This window comes from Leptospira semungkisensis, from assembly GCF_004770055.1.
In the GTDB taxonomy this organism is placed as follows: Bacteria; Spirochaetota; Leptospiria; order Leptospirales; family Leptospiraceae; genus Leptospira_B; species Leptospira_B semungkisensis.
Map to the genome: position 1 here is coordinate 190,796 of NZ_RQEP01000019.1, position 14,746 is coordinate 205,541.

Consider the following 14,746-nt stretch of genomic DNA (forward strand, 5'->3'; position numbering starts at 1 on the left):
CTCTTACTCGAGTTCACTTGGGTGAGCATCCGTCAGTGCGCATGTAGGATCCCGGAAAGGCTTGCCGGCATAACTGCTAACCTTCCAGGTCCTTACACCTTGTTCTTCCTTAGAATATGCAGATTTTCTAATTTTATTCTTTGTATCATTGATGCCCGGTCCGCTGGAATCATAGAGGAATTCATCCCAAACTTCTCCCGAATCAGGATCATACAGCCTTACTATATTTTTTCCACTCGTAGGAAGACTAAAAGCTGGATCCTTCCAAAATGAAGTTTCAGGAAAGCAGGTAGAGGCTCCGGCGGACAATAAGGTCAAAGAATCCGGATCCAAGGGGAATAAAATAGAAGTCACTGCTCCCGAGCCGGAAACGATCCGTAAAAGACCCGCGTTCGGATTTCCTTGTTTATTTACAAATTCAAGAAACCGATCTTTGGCGATAGGATTTGTTCCCTGGTAAGAACCCATCCAGGAAACTTCAGAGAACATAGCTTTGTTCGTAAGAACTGAATTTGTACAAGCCCTTCTTCCCGGGGAAGTTCTTAGATTTGCATCCTCAATGGAATTGGGAGAATTCAGATTCGAATCTTTGATTTGCAGCGAAAGCGCTGATGCCCGGCTCGCGTTTATCTTTGCATGGATCTTAGGCCCTCCGTTCTCAAAGCAAATAGATGCAACGGATCCATCTGTTTTTTCTAATATGATTCTATCGGGAGAACCTAATTTCGTTTTCCAAACCCCGTCCCATAAGATCTTTCTCATTCCCGAAGATCGATCCAAGAGAGAGATAGGATCCCCTAACTTGCCAGCCTTCAGATTTCTATAGGAAAAATTAGGAGAAGAAATTAGAAATGGCAGACTTCCGATTGTAAATATCTGTCCAGGCTTCCAAGCTCCGGAGAAAGAAACAGGTTCTTGGATATTTCCCCATTGGATTTGCAAGAAGGATGGATCACATTCTTCTAATCCTGTATAGAGAAGATCCAGGTATTTCCAGTCGGCCCAAAGAATTGAACCTTCTTTCCATCCGATCGGATTCACCTCTTCTAACTCGATGGAATTTAGAGCGCAAACAGGAAGTTTGTTAGAGGGGATCGAATTTCGATCCTGTCTTCCGGGACTCATGCAAATCGTTTCGTCTTCCTTGCATTCGGAAAATCCCAGATTGGTCCAAGAGATATATTCCTCTCCAAAAAGATATCCACCGCCCGGAAGAGGAAATGATCCGGAGGTTTGCTTCGAAAATAAATAGAGATTTCCGACCTTCTTCAGATCTCCCCATCGAATCCCACTGAGAGGGAATCTTTCTAACTTAGAAGAAGATTCTCCATACACTCTCGTCTCAAAAGGAGAGATCCATCCGGTTGTCTTAGGTAAGGCGATCCTTGTTCCGAAAAGCTCTATACCTAATCCTTCTTCGCAAATCGGAAATGGGTTCGGATTATAGATCTCGATCCATCTACCGATCGGAGAATCAGTTTCGCCGAAGATCTCGGTGATCACAGGAATAGACAAACTGCATTCTTCTAGAGCAGCTCGGTTTATAAGAAGGATTTTTGCCCGAATCTTTTCCTGAAAACCTTTCGAAGTGAAACGAAAAGCAAAGTAGATCTCCTTTTCGCCTCTTGCTGGAAGAACGAGCAAGATTTCTTCATTCTGAAAATGGAATATACTGAAACTTTTTTGATGGGTTCTCGAATGAAAATCTTTTCTAGTCCAAAAGTTTTCTTTAGCGCCGACGTCGAATTCTCTCTCTCCAACGAGTGCGAAGTCAGCCGTTTGGATCCATTTCAGTAGATCGTTCTTAGGATAAGTTCCTATTCTGGCAGAAGACCCGTCTCGTAAGACCAAACTTGATTCGGGGACCAATTCCTCCTTCTTCCAAGATTCAAAAGAGCGGTGTAAATTTTCCTTAGAATGAGCATCATTGTCGTGAAGGCAGATCTGAAGGAGAAGATTTGGATCTTCTCCCGTTTGGACGCATGTGGTTCCGTCGCTTTCTTGTATCTCGCTAATCGAATTCGAATGAAGACCCGAATATAAAGGATCATATTGAAAAGAAACGGCGGAAGCTTCTTCCGACCAGATGGATTCTTTTGCGGATCCGCCTTTACAAACAGAGATGAAACCAAAGAAGCAAAATAAGAAAAATGGAATGGATTTGTTCATTTTTCCCTCCTTCTCTTACGGGTAGGAGAGAAAAAGAATGGGAGGGAAATTTATTCGATTTGAGTAGGACTCTCCGGAATTGTTGTTCCGGTGTGGAAATGTTGGTAGATCTTTTCGGCGAGTGATTCTCCGATGCCTGGCACTTTCATAAGTTCGGCCACATTCGCGTCTTCGATCTTCTTCTGCCCGGAGAAGGATCGAAGTAATAATTTGCTTCGTTTCAACCCAATATCGGGGACCTCTTTGATTAAACTATTCAAGGCCTCTCTATTTCTGCGGGATCTATGATGCTCCACTCCAAACCGATGCGCTTCGTCTCGGAGATGCCTAAGTAGTTTCATTCCGGGGGAATTCATATCAAAACTGTAAGGGGTCATCTCTCCCGGAAAATAGATCTCTTCTCTCTTCTTGGCAAGACCGACCATAGGAAGATTCGGAGCCCCAGCCTCTACGGCAGCCTCGCAAGCCTTGCCTAGTTGTGTAGGACCTCCATCGATCACGATCAAATCGGGAAGAACTCCGTCCTCGTTCATGATCCTTTGCAATCTACGGGAGATTACTTCGTGCATCATTCCAGGATCGTTGATCCCTTCATAGCCTCGTATATTATATTTTCTGTATCCTTGTTTGAATGGCTTTCCTTCTACAAACATGACCCCGCTTGCCACAGGAAAAGAACCTTGGAAATGAGAGATATCATAACATTCGATAATATGAGGAGGTTCGGACAGTTGGAACATCTCTTGGATTTCTTTTAAGGCAATTGTCTGGTCTCTATAATGAGTTGCCAGAAGTCGTTCAGTAAGACTGAGTTCCGCATTCTTCTCTGCGATCTTTAAGAGAGATTTCTTTTCTCCCGCTTTTGGAAAACGTAGCTTTGGTCGAAAGCCTGTCTTCTCTTGCAGAAAATCTAATACTGCTTCTCCTTCTTCTTTTAATCCGAAGGAAACTACGATACTCGCAGGGATCCAACCTGCTCCCAAGTAATAATCCCGGAAGAAGGAAGAGAGGATCTCCTCTTCTGTAGAGTTCTGCACACCTTGGAGAGGAAAGGATTTCTTATTATCCAGACGACCCCCTCTCACTTCCATTAGAACAACCTGTCCTTCGTCTTCTTTACGGGCGAAAGCGATTACATCCTCATCCCCTCCATCCATACTCACCACTGTCTGTTTTTGGCGGAATAATTGGAGCCTTCCAAGCATATCTCTATAACGAGCGGCATTCTCGAATTCCATCTTGGTGGAATATTCATCCATGCGTTTCGTGAGCTCATTCGCGAGAACTTCCTTCTTACCTTCCAAGAATTGTATGATCTGATTCACTATGACTGCATATTCTTCTTTTGGAACAGTTCCTTGGCAGGGGCCTAGGCATCTTCCCATCTGGAAATTCAAGCAAGGCCGTCTAGGTTTAGGAAGAGGAAGAACCTGTTTCGTCTTACGTATAGGAAAGATCCGATGAATTACATCCAATACTTCTCGAGTCGTTTTCACATCCGTATAAGGACCGAAAAATCTATCTCCGTTGCCCTTGATCTTTCGAGTTACGAATACCATAGGAAATGGTTCCGAGAGTGAAACACAAAGATAAGGATACTTCTTATCGTCTTTTAAACGTACATTATACCTTGGATTATGCTTCTTGATAAGAGTCGCTTCTAGGATCAGCGCTTCCTTTTCTGTAGAAGTTGCAATCCAATCCAGATCATAGATCTCTCTCTGCAAATGGCGTGTCTTGATATCGGATTGCTTTTCTTTTAAATAATTTCGGATCCTTTTGTCTAGGTTCTTTGCCTTGCCTACATAGATCACTTCGCCTTCGGAATTCTTCCAAAGGTAGCAACCGGGAGAACCTGTTAGGTTCTTCAGTTTTTCTACGATCAGACTGTGATTGAAAACTTCAGGCATTCTTTCTTAGGGTCCCGGATTTACTAGAAAATACTATTCTTCGGAGTCGGTCCAATCTTCTCCGTATTCTTCCTTCCAATCGTTTTCTGGAACGAATTCCCTTTTTAGACCAGAGGAAGCTTTTGCCCTGGCTTTTCTTTTTGCCTTTCTGGCCTTATCCGCCTTTGCCTTTCTAGCTTTTGCGTGTTCCGGATCTTCTATTTTAGAAAGAGCTCTTGCTTCTTCTTCAAATTTTTCGCAGAGTAAAATCCGAGCCTTGTATCTATTCAGTCCTTGGGTGCGATGAATGGAACATTTGATCTCTGTTCCGCTTGGTCTATGAAGAAGGCGAACTGCAGTAGAGACCTTGTTCACGTTCTGGCCTCCCTTTCCGCCGCTTCGAACAAAAGTCTCTTCTAGATCCGATTCTTTGATCCCAAGACCTTCCAGCCTAGAGAGCAAAGCAGTTTCTTTTTCTATAGAAACCGGAAAGCGAGAGGCCATTTATCTTTTGAGGATCTCATCCGTATCAAACTGAGTAAAGTACGGAAAAGGCTTACCGGAATCATCCAGACAAACATAGGTAATCTTACAGTCTATGATCTCTCTGACTTCTTTTTTCTTTTGGCTCTTTGCAATTGCAGCACAACGCAGAGTGATGGAACTCTTTCCTACCTTCTCTACTTTAGAAAAAATCTGTATGATCTCGCCAAGAAGACCTGGGCTCTTGAATACTACATCGTCCATACTAACAGTCACTAAATTCGAATAGCCGATCTTTTCCATGACGAACATAGCGCATCCCTCGTCTATCCAGGCAAGCATCTGTCCTCCGAATAAAAATCCGTGCTGGTTCAGATCCCGAGACATCACAATATGTTGGGTGCTCAGACCCATTCCCTGTATTTTGGAATCCAAGAATACTTCTACGCTCATTTTGATTCTCCCGTTTTCAAAACCAAGGAAGAAGGACATTCTTTTCTAAGAATGCATGTCTCGCAGAAGGTCTTATGCGCCTTGCAATACTTTCTTCCCAAAAATATAAAATATAAGGACAGATCCATCCAGTATTCCGGTTGGATATTCTTCATCAGATCTTTCTCAACCTTGACCGGATCTGATTGGTCGGTTAAACCCAATTTTTTAGATATTCGTTTTACATGAGTGTCCACCACAAATCCTTCCGAAATATGATGGATCTCGTTTAGTACTACGTTCGCAGTCTTTCTTCCGATTCCAGGAAGTTTGATCAGCTCTGCAATCGTCTTAGGCAATTTTCCATTATAATCTTTTAATAGAATATTTGCGAATCCGGAGACTGACTTAGCCTTATTCTTATAAAAGCCCGTAGAATAGATGATCTTCTCTATTTTCTTTAAAGGAGCTTCCGCTAAGGATTCTAAGGTCGGATATTCCGCAAATAGAACTGGACTGACCTGATTGACCCTTTCGTCCGTGCATTGCGCAGAAAGGATTACAGAGATCGCAAACTGATAGTCTTGGGAATAATGAAGAGGTGAATTTACATCCCCGAATTCCTTCCGTAAAAGGAAGTAAATTCGGGATACGTATTCTGGAGTTACGGAAAACTTAGGCTTGGACTGCCTTTTTTTGGATTCCGGCGTATTTTTTAGGGGCAAGGGCTTGTAGAGATCCTGCGTTATCTTTGATCGCTGCTTTGATTCCTTTCTTTTTCAAGGTTCTTAAAGCACGAGTAGAGATGCGAACAGTGACCCAGCGGTTCTCATCTTCCAAGAAGATACGCTTTTTGATCAGGTTGATTTTCCAGGTTCTACGGGTTTTCAGGTGAGAGTGGGAAACATTGTTTCCTGCAATCGTTCCTTTCCCTGTGACGACACATTTTCTGGCCATATTGCGACCATAATTTTCTCCCGAAACGAGCTGTCAAGGAAACCAAAAAGATTCGGGAAAAAACGGGGAATTCGGCTCCTTCTTCCCCGCAAGAACTCAATCAGCGTCTAAAGGAACCTTCTTCTTTAGGACATCCAATACTTCAGAGGGACTATCGCAATAGGTGATCAGATCCAGATCGGAAGGATCGATTAACCCATATTCCTTCATCGTATCCAAATGAAAGATAGAATTCCAAAACTTACTTCCGTAGAGAATGACAGGGATTTTCAGATTATTGCGTCCTGTTTGGATGAGAGTGAGAGTTTCGAATAGCTCATCTACTGTTCCGAATCCACCAGGAAAAGCAACCACTCCCTTGGAGAGTCTTAGAAACCAAAGTTTACGCATAAAGAAATAATGAAATTCAACGCTAATATTCGGATCCACATAAGGATTCACGGACTGTTCGAAAGGAAGCCGTATGTTTAGACCTAGACTCGGACCTCCTGCTTCTTTGGCACCTCTGTTCGCTGCCTCCATGATGCCGGGACCACCTCCCGTGCAAACAGCCATTCTATGATATTCCTTAGAGATTTCCTTTCCCCAGTTCGTGATCAGTTTTGCAGTTTCTACTGCATCTTTATAATAAGAGGATAATTCCTTTCGTTTTTGAAAGATCGCTTCTTCTTTTTCAGAGCGTTTTTCATTCTCCATTGATTTGCATTCTTCCGGACTCAGGATCCGAGCAGAGCCAAAGATGCAGATCGTGTCCTTGATCTTTCCATCCCTGAATATGGATTGAGGATAATCTATCTCTGCGAGTACTCTCAAATGGAACGCGTCCACCGATCTCAGAAACTCATCATGTTCTAACGAAGTTCTTCCCATGTTCTTTCCTTTATTTTGGGGGAAGTTAGGCTTGCCTTTCCTAACTTAGTTTGTATCCTTTCCAAGAATGATCGGACCGAGAAGTTTAAAAGAAAAAATTCGATCCGTCTTTTCCTCTTTTGGCTTTCATTCTTCCGTTAAATGGGAAGCGGAAAAGATCCGACTCCAAAAACGACTCGATCCTTACGTTACGAACCGGATCCAAACGGAGAATATTCGAAGTCTCGGTTCTGAAGAATCTTTGGCATCCCAAGACTGGACCCAAAACCTGCCTCCGTTCTCTTACTCCGAATCTGAAACAGAAGAGATCTTTCCGAATTCCAAACGAAAAGTAAAAAGGATCCGAAAGCACAAAGTATCTCTTTGGTCCTTATTCTTCTTTCTTCCTTGGAAAAGTAAAATAGAAGGAGCCGATCCTAGCTTTCTAGCCTTTCATCCTGGAGAAGATCTATTCCTTCCCGAAGAAGCAGACCAAACAGAAAGAAAAAAACGAAATCTTCAATTCAGAAGCGAGCCTTATTTCTGGGAAGCATGGTTCCCACAGAAAAGCACTCTAACCCTTTCTCCCTTTCTTGTATGGGAGACCAATATTCCCTCGGATCTGTTCCAAGATTGTATTCCAGAATCCGTTTTGCCTGTGGGTGAACCTGGAAAATGGAAGGTTCGCATCCATTCTATGAGAGTGCTCAGCCACCAATTAGGAAGGATCTATGAGGATATGTATCCGAGCCCGAACAGAGTGTATCGAACAGAAGTCTGGGTCTATGGTCATAAAAAAGAAGAAGAGATCGATCCAGAAAAACCTCTTTTATTTCCTCTCGGAGTTTGGATCTCTCCTACATTTCTACAAGAAGAAGAGCCGCGCCTCAGATGCGGACTTCCCTTTCGGTCAGGAGAAACGAATTGGAAGATAGAAGGAGAAAGACTTACCGTTGAGATCCGAGGCAAAGAATGGAATTGGAAGCCTGCCAAAGAAAATTCCGAGTTCTTCAAAGCATTAGAAAGTCCTCATGTATATCTAGGAAAATCCTATTATACTTTGGAATCTACAAGTTTCGCGCAAGACAGACAGATCGCTTATTTGTTCAAGAGAGCCATTATCTCGGATCCGATCTTACTCCAGCGTTCTAGGCCCAAGGAAAAACGTTCCGGAGTTTCTCCAAACCCAACTCGAATATAACCGTTTATCTCGAAATCGTCGGAAGGAAGCACAAATACTCCCGCTTTTTCATAGAGAGTATCTGCGAATTTTCGCGCGTCCAAACCATCCACAAGTTTTGGAAAACCAACGACTCCTCCTTTCGGAGCCTGAAAAAAAGAAATTCCGGGAAGGTCCTTCCAGGTATTTTCAAAAAGAGTAATATTTCGATCTAAATTCGTTTTGATCCGAGCCTGCAGGATTTTTCTTTTCTTCAATAATTCCAAGGTCAAAAACTCGGAGATAGGCGAAACTGTATGAGTCAGATAATCCTTCATACTTCTCGCTTCTTTTAGAAAGTCTTTGGGACCGACAAGCCAACCGATCCTGAGCCCCATGACACCGAAACATTTCGTGATGGATCCAGTCGCTAACGACTTCTCTGAAACACCGAAACCGCTCCAGCCAATGTCTTCTTCTTTGGAAAGAAAACGATAGTGTTCGTCGAATAGGATCCAATTCGGAAAATTTCCCGTTTGCGAAAGTATCTCTGTCTGATCCGTATCTTCGGCAATCATGCCTGTAGGATTATGTGGATGATTACAAATGATGAGCTGAGGATTGTTTTCAAAGAGAGAATGTATATTCTCTCTACCGAGTCCTGAACTTCCGGAAAGAAGTCTGGGCAATAGATCCACTCTTTGGATCTTCGCCCCAATCGATTTAGGGACCTCGTACAATGCTTGGAAGGAAGGCCAAAAAAGAGAGACCAGGTCTCCTTCTTTCAATACTGTATGGAACGCGAGGAATAATGCCTCTCCCGTGCCTGTGGTGATGAGAACTTGTTCAGGAGAAACATTTGGATAGAGAGAGGCAATCTCTTCTCTCAAATCCATTCTTCCTGAATTGGGAGAATCAGCTAAGGAAAGTTTTCCAAGATCTCTTAGATCCAAATCCAAGGATCTAGCGAGTTCGGAGAGGTTTATATTTCGGATCCCGCTTTCTCCTAGATTGCAAGGAGCCTCCGTTCTGAATCTCTCCAGTCGATCTTCTATGAAAAATTCTCTTAGGCTCACACCAAAGAGTCAGACTTCTTTCCTTTAAGAAAGAAGCAAGGCGAAAGCGCCGAAAAAAGAAAGTAAGAATAGACCGAGTAATACATACGCAATCCAATTCAGGAAGTATCTCAGGTCCTTGAGAGCGAATAGGAACTGCTCCGGATCTCTATCGTCCAACGCCAAGGATTTTCGAAAGGAGATAGAGGCTCCGTAACCTAGGATTCCTAAAATAAAGAAGAAGAGCGCCGAGACGGCATACAAAATCGCCTTACCGGGACTCTCTCTGAAAAAAGCCCCGAACGCGAGAAGCCCCGCCAATAGAAAAAGAAGAAAGGAAATATTTCTCAAAACAGCTCTCAATGAGTCCAGTTCTCTATGTTGCTCGCGAGAAAGTTCGTTAGATTCCATACTTATAGAATCGGCGAAAAAACGTCTTGAACCAGGAAGAACTAGAATTTTTATTCCAAGTAAGGGCGAACTAGAGAAACAAATGGCTACCGAATCGAAACTTATAGAATCCTGGACCAAGGCCCCTTTTCCGCCAAAGGTGCAAGAAGAAGCGAAATCCATCCTGAGTCGTTTCCAAAAGGGAGAAACCTCCGGATTGGAAATAGAGGCGTACACAGTACCCTTAGAATTCGGCACCGGCGGAATGAGAGGAAGGATAGGAAACGGCATCGGTAGAATGAATGAATTCACCGTAGGCAAAGCCGCGCTCGGTTTCTCCAGATACTTAGTAAAGAAAACCAAAAAACCAATCCTAGTCATCGCTTACGATTCCAGAAGAAGGTCCAGAGAGTTTGCAGAGGTCACCGCAGGAGTCGCCGCAGCTCATGGAATCAAAGTCATTTTATTTTCAGAAGTAGCTCCTACTCCTCTTCTCTCCTATGCTGTTCGTTATTACAAAGCAACCGGAGGAGTCGTATTGACTGCATCTCATAATCCGCCCGAATACAACGGGTTCAAAGCTTACCTTGCGAAAGGAGAACAACTCGCTCCTCCCGATGACAAAAAGATTATTTCTCTCATCGAAAAGGTGCAAGACTGGAATGAGATCAAATTCCTTTCTCCTAAAGATCCAGCTTATAAAAAGCTAGTCGTTAAGGCCGGAGCGGATTGCTTTGCAAATTATCTGAAGGATCTTAAAAAATCAGGGATCGTATCCACGAAGGTCTCCGCCAAAGATAGATCTAAGATTCGTCTGGTTTATTCTCCGCTGCACGGAACAGGCGGATATTATATGAAGAAATTATTAAATGATTTCGGATATAAGAATGTGACTCTAGTTCCAGAGCAAAAAGATCCGGATGGAGAATTTCCTACGGTAAAATTCCCGAATCCTGAGGAGCCAGAAGCACTTGCTCTCAGCCAAAAGCTTTCCGAAAAGATCGGAGCGGACGCATTCATTGCGACCGACCCTGATGCGGATAGACTCGGGATAGGAGTCAAGAATCAGGAAGGTGGATACACTCTTTTGAACGGGAACCAGATCGGTTCTATTCTTGCTGCGTATCTCGCAGAAAAGGTTTCCGCCAAGCCTAAGAAGGGAAAGAAACCTGTGCTAGTCAAGACTGTGGTTACCACAGATCTTCAGGCAGATATCGCTAAGAAGAATAAACTAGCACTGAAAAACGTACTCACAGGATTCAAATTCATTGCGGAAGTCATGGGCAAGCTGGACAAGAATAAGACCCAGTATTTCCTATTCGGAGGAGAGGAATCTTACGGATACCTTCCCGTAAATTTTGTAAGAGATAAGGACAGCCTTTCTTCTGCACTCTTGCTTGTAGAAGTTCTGGCGGAGAAGAAGGACCTACTCTCCTACATGAACGAGATCTATTTAAAATACGGTCTCTACCAAGAAGGTCTTAAATCTCTTACCTTGGAAGGTCTTGCAGGCAAGAAGAAGATCCAAGATTCATTGCAATCCTTGAGAGAAAACGATCTAATCGGAAAGACTTTAGGAAAACGTAAAGTCACCGGGTTCTTGGATTTTAAGAGCAAGACTGCAAAGGGAAGCGCATCCAAATCCGCATTTTCCGGCCTTCCTTCTTCGGATGTGATCCAGTTGGAATTAGAAGGATCAGCGAAACTTACCATTCGGCCTTCCGGAACGGAACCAAAGATCAAGATCTATTCTTCTTTTAAGAGCAGGACTGCTCCCCAAAAAGAATCCGAGATCCCAAAACTCACGACTGAGTTACTAGACGAATTAAAAGAAACAGAAGCATTATTTTTACAATTGGCGGGTTTAAAATGAACGATACAGCGAGCGAATTCCAAACAACCAAAGAACTTACGGACAAATATCTTTTAGATCTGTTCAACCGTTATCCTGTCGCATTCCGCTACGGTGTAAATGAGTTACTCTTCGACCAAAACAACAAGCAGTACATTGATTTTCTTTCTGGAGTGGCAGTCACAAATCTGGGCCATAGCGATCCGGATATTATCGAAGCAATTCGCACTCAGATCGATAAGCTCATGCATACTTCCAACTGGTTCTATTCGGAAGAAGCATCTAAATTAGCGGAGCTTCTCATATTGAATACCTTTCCCGGAAAAGTTTTCTTATGCAATTCGGGAACGGAAGCTACGGAAGCTGCTTTCAAATTAGCAAGAGCTTATGCGGAACAAAAACAGATCCATGATCCAGTGATCATTTCCTTGCATAAGAGTTTTCACGGAAGATCTGTTTCCGGAATCAGCCTAACTGGACAGAAAAAACTTCATACCGGTTTCGGAAGACTTCTAGACGGAATCGAATTCGTAAGTCCAAACAACGAGGAAGAATTAGTCGCCGCATTCGAAAGATTCGCAGGTAGAGTGGTTGCTTTTATTGCAGAACCGATCATCGGAGAAAGTGGGATCATTCCATTGACTCACGGATACATGAACCTTGCAAGAGAGCTTACACTCGAGAACGAGGCGCTTCTTATTCTCGACGAGATCCAAACCGGATTCGGCAGAACGGGAACCATGTTTGCGTTCGAGACATTCGGGTTTTCTCCTGATATCATGATGCTTGCAAAAGGTCTTGGGTCCGGTTTTCCGATCGGAGCCTTGGTAGTTGCGGAAAAATACCAGGACGTTCTCGCAAAGGGAACTCATGGAACTACCTTCGGAGGAAACCACCTTGGCGCCGCAATCGCGTATGAAACCATTCGGATCATCCAGACAAGAGACATTCTTGCGAATGTAAACTCTTGCTCAGAGATCGCGCTCAGTCGTTTGCATCAGATCAAAGACAAACTCAAGATCGTAAAAGAGATTAGAGGAAAAGGTCTGCATATAGGAGTGGAGCTTACCATTCCTTCTCGCCAAGTCGCAGAACTCTGTTTAGAAAAAGGTCTGATCGTAAACGCAACAGGAGACACAGTCATTCGTATCATGCCTGCTCTCACGATCTCTACTCAATATTTAAACGAAGGATTGGATATCTTAGAATCCGTCCTGACTCATTTTCAAAACCAATAGAAAGAAAAAGGAATCCAACTTTATGAAAAAAGTAGCCGTATTAGCGGGAGATGGGATCGGACCGGAAGTCATGAAAGTGGCCCTGTCCGTCCTAAAAAAAGCCCTCGGCTCTAAGGCCTCCGACTTCCAATTTACGGAAGCCTATGTAGGCGGAATCGCCATCGACAAGACGGGAGAGCCTCTTCCTCCTGAAACATTGAAGCTTTGCGAGGAATCGGACGCCATTCTATTCGGAAGCGTCGGTGGTCCTAAATGGGAATCCCTTCCTCCAGAAAAACAACCGGAAAGAGGAGCTCTTCTTCCCTTACGCAAACATTTCGATCTATTTGCAAATCTTCGGCCTGCGATCATTTATCCGGAACTCAGAAATGCATCTCCGATTAAAGGAGAGATTATCGGAGACGGTTTGGACATTTTGATCCTAAGAGAATTAACCTCTGGGATCTATTTCGGCCAACCAAAGGGTAGAGAAGGAAAAGGCGCAGAGGAATTCGCATTCGACACGATGAGATATTCCCGCAGAGAAATAGAAAGAGCGGCGAGAGTCGCCTTCGAAGCGGCCCGAAAAAGAAATAATAAAGTCACAAGTATAGACAAAGCGAACGTTTTAACCACTTCCGTTTTTTGGAAAGAAGTCGTAATCGATTTGCACAAACGTGAATTTTCCGACGTCCAATTATCCCATCTATACGTAGATAACGCGGCTATGCAATTGATCGTGAATCCGAAGCAATTCGATGTGATCCTCTGCGAAAACATGTTCGGAGATATTCTTTCCGACGAGGCTTCCATTATCACAGGTTCGATCGGAATGCTTCCTTCTGCTTCTCTTTCCGAATCCGGCTTTGGGCTTTACGAGCCTTCCGGTGGTTCTGCACCTGATATCGCAGGAAAAGGTATTGCAAATCCGATCGCTCAGATTCTAAGTGCTGCCTTAATGCTACGTTATTCATTCTCTATGGAAGAAGAAGCAGCCAAAATAGAGAGCGCAGTTAGAAAAGTGATTTCCGATGGAAAACGAACCAGAGACATCGCCGAGAAAGGCGCTCAAATTTTGGGAACCGAAGAAATCGGAATAGAAATAGAAAAGGTTTTGTAAATTTCTTGAATAAACGGGGATGGTGACAGATGAAAGGCGGAGTAGCTCCTTCCGGAAGACCGTATCAGGTAATCATTGCGGAAAATTCCAAATTCCAAGCCAAGCAGTTGGCTCAGATATTGGAGTCTGAAGGTTACGAAGTAGTCGGATTTGCCGAAACAGGCAAAGAACTTCTGAACATGTACAAGGACAATCGCAAGGTGGATCTGATCACCTTGGATCTTCATCTTCCTGTCCTAGACGGATTTGCTGCATTCTATGAGATAAAAGACTTGGGAGTTCTCCCTAGAGTGATCGTGATCACCGACGAGAACACACCTGCAGTCATCAAAACTCTAACCGATGATGGGATCATGGATTATATCGTGAAACCCATCAAACGTGAGAAGGTTTTAGAAAAAGCAAACGCAACCGTTCGTAAGACAATCAAGATCTAGATCCTGAATTGGTTGGAGTAGCTCTTTTACTCCAACCAAATACAGTTTAAGTTTCGATTCGTATCTCCCCTTCTGTGGCTGAAGTATCCTGAATTCGCAGTCATAGTGCATACACCCGCCGTTTCCAAGAAAGGTTGCACTCCTAAACTTTTAATCCTATGGGTCAGAAATGTTTTTTGTTCCAATAGGAATTTTCCAGGTTCACTCGCAGGCTTCAGAGAATTAGGAACTTCTTTCCTAAATAGAGAAGCAACATCTTCCCCTACTTCATAGTTCTTTCCGGTTGCATAGGGTCCTAGATAAAAATGCACTAGCTCCAGATCGATCCCATATTTTTTCTGAACGATTCCCAAGGTCTTTTCTGTAATTCCTGCAAGTGTTCCCTTCCAACCGGAATGAATAACCCCTACTAAGGCCGGCCTTCCAGTCCAAAAGAAGATCGGAAGACAATCCGCAGTTTTTACGACTAGGATCTTTTTAGGCTTGGTGGTAAATAGAGCGTCTCCCTTTGGAACGCCCTCCTGGAAATCATCCGCTTCGATGACCGTGGTTCCATGCTCCTGGTCCATGAGAAAGATCTCACTGCCTGGGATTTGAGTTGCTTGAGAGACTCTAGAGCGAATAAACTCGGGGTCCGTTGAGTCTCCGGAAATTTCCCGATTTCCCAAAACCAGGAGCCTAAGACTTCTTTTATCTTCTAGGAAAAAGCGGTGGTCGATCATACTTGACTTGGGAAA

General features: G+C 43.6%; 15 protein-coding genes. 5 read left to right on the forward strand and 10 right to left on the reverse strand.

Annotated features, from left to right (window positions below; genetic code table 11):
* Positions 1–3: 3 nt before the first annotated feature.
* The 7 genes from EHO59_RS15210 to EHO59_RS15240 all read right to left on the reverse strand — a co-directional run bounded on the left by EHO59_RS15210 (position 4) and on the right by EHO59_RS15240 (position 6,800).
* Positions 4–2,169: an LIC11755 family lipoprotein gene (locus EHO59_RS15210; protein WP_135589315.1), complete on the reverse strand. Its 2,166-nt coding sequence runs from the start codon at positions 2,167–2,169 to the stop codon at positions 4–6.
* Positions 2,170–2,219: 50 nt separating this feature from the next.
* Positions 2,220–4,079, reverse strand: a complete 1,860-nt coding sequence (gene uvrC, locus EHO59_RS15215; protein WP_135589316.1) for an excinuclease ABC subunit UvrC — start codon at positions 4,077–4,079, stop codon at positions 2,220–2,222.
* A 33-nt stretch (positions 4,080–4,112) separates the two neighbouring features.
* Positions 4,113–4,562 (reverse strand): peptide chain release factor family protein, encoded by a 450-nt coding sequence (locus EHO59_RS15220; protein WP_135589317.1) that lies wholly within the window; start codon positions 4,560–4,562, stop codon positions 4,113–4,115.
* On the reverse strand, positions 4,563–4,994 hold the full coding sequence (locus tag EHO59_RS15225) for an acyl-CoA thioesterase (RefSeq protein WP_135589318.1): 432 nt from the start codon (positions 4,992–4,994) through the stop codon (positions 4,563–4,565). It abuts the gene before it with no gap.
* The gene (locus EHO59_RS15230) at positions 4,991–5,698 is read right to left on the reverse strand and encodes an endonuclease III domain-containing protein (RefSeq protein ID WP_135589319.1); all 708 of its coding nucleotides are present in this window, start codon (positions 5,696–5,698) and stop codon (positions 4,991–4,993) included. Before EHO59_RS15230 ends, EHO59_RS15225 begins: the two co-directional genes overlap by 4 nt.
* Positions 5,649–5,930, reverse strand: a complete 282-nt coding sequence (gene rpmB, locus EHO59_RS15235; RefSeq protein ID WP_135589320.1) for a 50S ribosomal protein L28 — start codon at positions 5,928–5,930, stop codon at positions 5,649–5,651. The genes EHO59_RS15230 and rpmB overlap by 50 nt, the downstream gene beginning before the upstream one ends.
* A gap of 96 nt (positions 5,931–6,026) precedes the next feature.
* Positions 6,027–6,800 (reverse strand): LOG family protein, encoded by a 774-nt coding sequence (locus EHO59_RS15240; protein ID WP_135589321.1) that lies wholly within the window; start codon positions 6,798–6,800, stop codon positions 6,027–6,029.
* Positions 6,801–6,867: 67 nt separating this feature from the next.
* Between EHO59_RS15240 and EHO59_RS15245 the strand changes: the two genes are divergently transcribed.
* On the forward strand, positions 6,868–7,980 hold the full coding sequence (locus EHO59_RS15245) for a hypothetical protein (RefSeq protein ID WP_135589322.1): 1,113 nt from the start codon (positions 6,868–6,870) through the stop codon (positions 7,978–7,980).
* Here EHO59_RS15245 and EHO59_RS15250 read toward each other — a convergent pair.
* On the reverse strand, positions 7,878–9,014 hold the full coding sequence (locus EHO59_RS15250; protein ID WP_135589323.1) for an aminotransferase class I/II-fold pyridoxal phosphate-dependent enzyme: 1,137 nt from the start codon (positions 9,012–9,014) through the stop codon (positions 7,878–7,880). The genes EHO59_RS15245 and EHO59_RS15250 overlap by 103 nt on opposite strands.
* 24 nt (positions 9,015–9,038) lie before the next feature.
* The gene (locus EHO59_RS15255; protein WP_135589324.1) at positions 9,039–9,404 is read right to left on the reverse strand and encodes a hypothetical protein; all 366 of its coding nucleotides are present in this window, start codon (positions 9,402–9,404) and stop codon (positions 9,039–9,041) included.
* Between the two features lie 82 nt (positions 9,405–9,486).
* Here EHO59_RS15255 and EHO59_RS15260 point away from each other — a divergent pair, with 82 nt between their 5' ends.
* Genes EHO59_RS15260 through EHO59_RS15275 form a run of 4 tightly spaced genes read left to right on the forward strand, consistent with a single transcriptional unit; the run spans position 9,487 to position 14,009 of the window.
* Positions 9,487–11,256 (forward strand): phospho-sugar mutase, encoded by a 1,770-nt coding sequence (locus EHO59_RS15260; protein WP_135589325.1) that lies wholly within the window; start codon positions 9,487–9,489, stop codon positions 11,254–11,256.
* Complete coding sequence (locus tag EHO59_RS15265; protein ID WP_135589326.1) at positions 11,253–12,473, forward strand: acetylornithine transaminase; 1,221 nt, start codon at positions 11,253–11,255, stop codon at positions 12,471–12,473. The genes EHO59_RS15260 and EHO59_RS15265 overlap by 4 nt, the downstream gene beginning before the upstream one ends.
* 22 nt (positions 12,474–12,495) lie before the next feature.
* Positions 12,496–13,572: a 3-isopropylmalate dehydrogenase gene (gene leuB, locus EHO59_RS15270; RefSeq protein WP_135589327.1), complete on the forward strand. Its 1,077-nt coding sequence runs from the start codon at positions 12,496–12,498 to the stop codon at positions 13,570–13,572.
* A gap of 29 nt (positions 13,573–13,601) precedes the next feature.
* Complete coding sequence (locus EHO59_RS15275; protein ID WP_135589328.1) at positions 13,602–14,009, forward strand: response regulator; 408 nt, start codon at positions 13,602–13,604, stop codon at positions 14,007–14,009.
* Between the two features lie 26 nt (positions 14,010–14,035).
* Here EHO59_RS15275 and pgeF read toward each other — a convergent pair whose 3' ends face one another.
* Positions 14,036–14,731, reverse strand: a complete 696-nt coding sequence (gene pgeF, locus EHO59_RS15280; protein ID WP_135589329.1) for a peptidoglycan editing factor PgeF — start codon at positions 14,729–14,731, stop codon at positions 14,036–14,038.
* Positions 14,732–14,746: the final 15 nt, after the last annotated feature.

Bases quoted from the DNA above. Each gene is read 5' to 3' on its own strand.
- EHO59_RS15210 (WP_135589315.1), bottom strand. From the start codon at position 2,169: ATGAACAAATCCATTCCATTTTTCTTATTTTGCTTCTTTGGTTTCATC.
- uvrC (WP_135589316.1), bottom strand. From the start codon at position 4,079: ATGCCTGAAGTTTTCAATCACAGTCTGATCGTAGAAAAACTGAAGAAC.
- EHO59_RS15220 (WP_135589317.1), bottom strand. From the start codon at position 4,562: ATGGCCTCTCGCTTTCCGGTTTCTATAGAAAAAGAAACTGCTTTGCTC.
- EHO59_RS15225 (WP_135589318.1), bottom strand. From the start codon at position 4,994: ATGAGCGTAGAAGTATTCTTGGATTCCAAAATACAGGGAATGGGTCTG.
- rpmB (WP_135589320.1), bottom strand. From the start codon at position 5,930: ATGGCCAGAAAATGTGTCGTCACAGGGAAAGGAACGATTGCAGGAAAC.
- EHO59_RS15240 (WP_135589321.1), bottom strand. From the start codon at position 6,800: ATGGGAAGAACTTCGTTAGAACATGATGAGTTTCTGAGATCGGTGGAC.
- EHO59_RS15245 (WP_135589322.1), top strand. From the start codon at position 6,868: ATGATCGGACCGAGAAGTTTAAAAGAAAAAATTCGATCCGTCTTTTCC.
- EHO59_RS15255 (WP_135589324.1), bottom strand. From the start codon at position 9,404: ATGGAATCTAACGAACTTTCTCGCGAGCAACATAGAGAACTGGACTCA.
- EHO59_RS15260 (WP_135589325.1), top strand. From the start codon at position 9,487: ATGGCTACCGAATCGAAACTTATAGAATCCTGGACCAAGGCCCCTTTT.
- EHO59_RS15265 (WP_135589326.1), top strand. From the start codon at position 11,253: ATGAACGATACAGCGAGCGAATTCCAAACAACCAAAGAACTTACGGAC.
- leuB (WP_135589327.1), top strand. From the start codon at position 12,496: ATGAAAAAAGTAGCCGTATTAGCGGGAGATGGGATCGGACCGGAAGTC.
- EHO59_RS15275 (WP_135589328.1), top strand. From the start codon at position 13,602: ATGAAAGGCGGAGTAGCTCCTTCCGGAAGACCGTATCAGGTAATCATT.
- pgeF (WP_135589329.1), bottom strand. From the start codon at position 14,731: ATGATCGACCACCGCTTTTTCCTAGAAGATAAAAGAAGTCTTAGGCTC.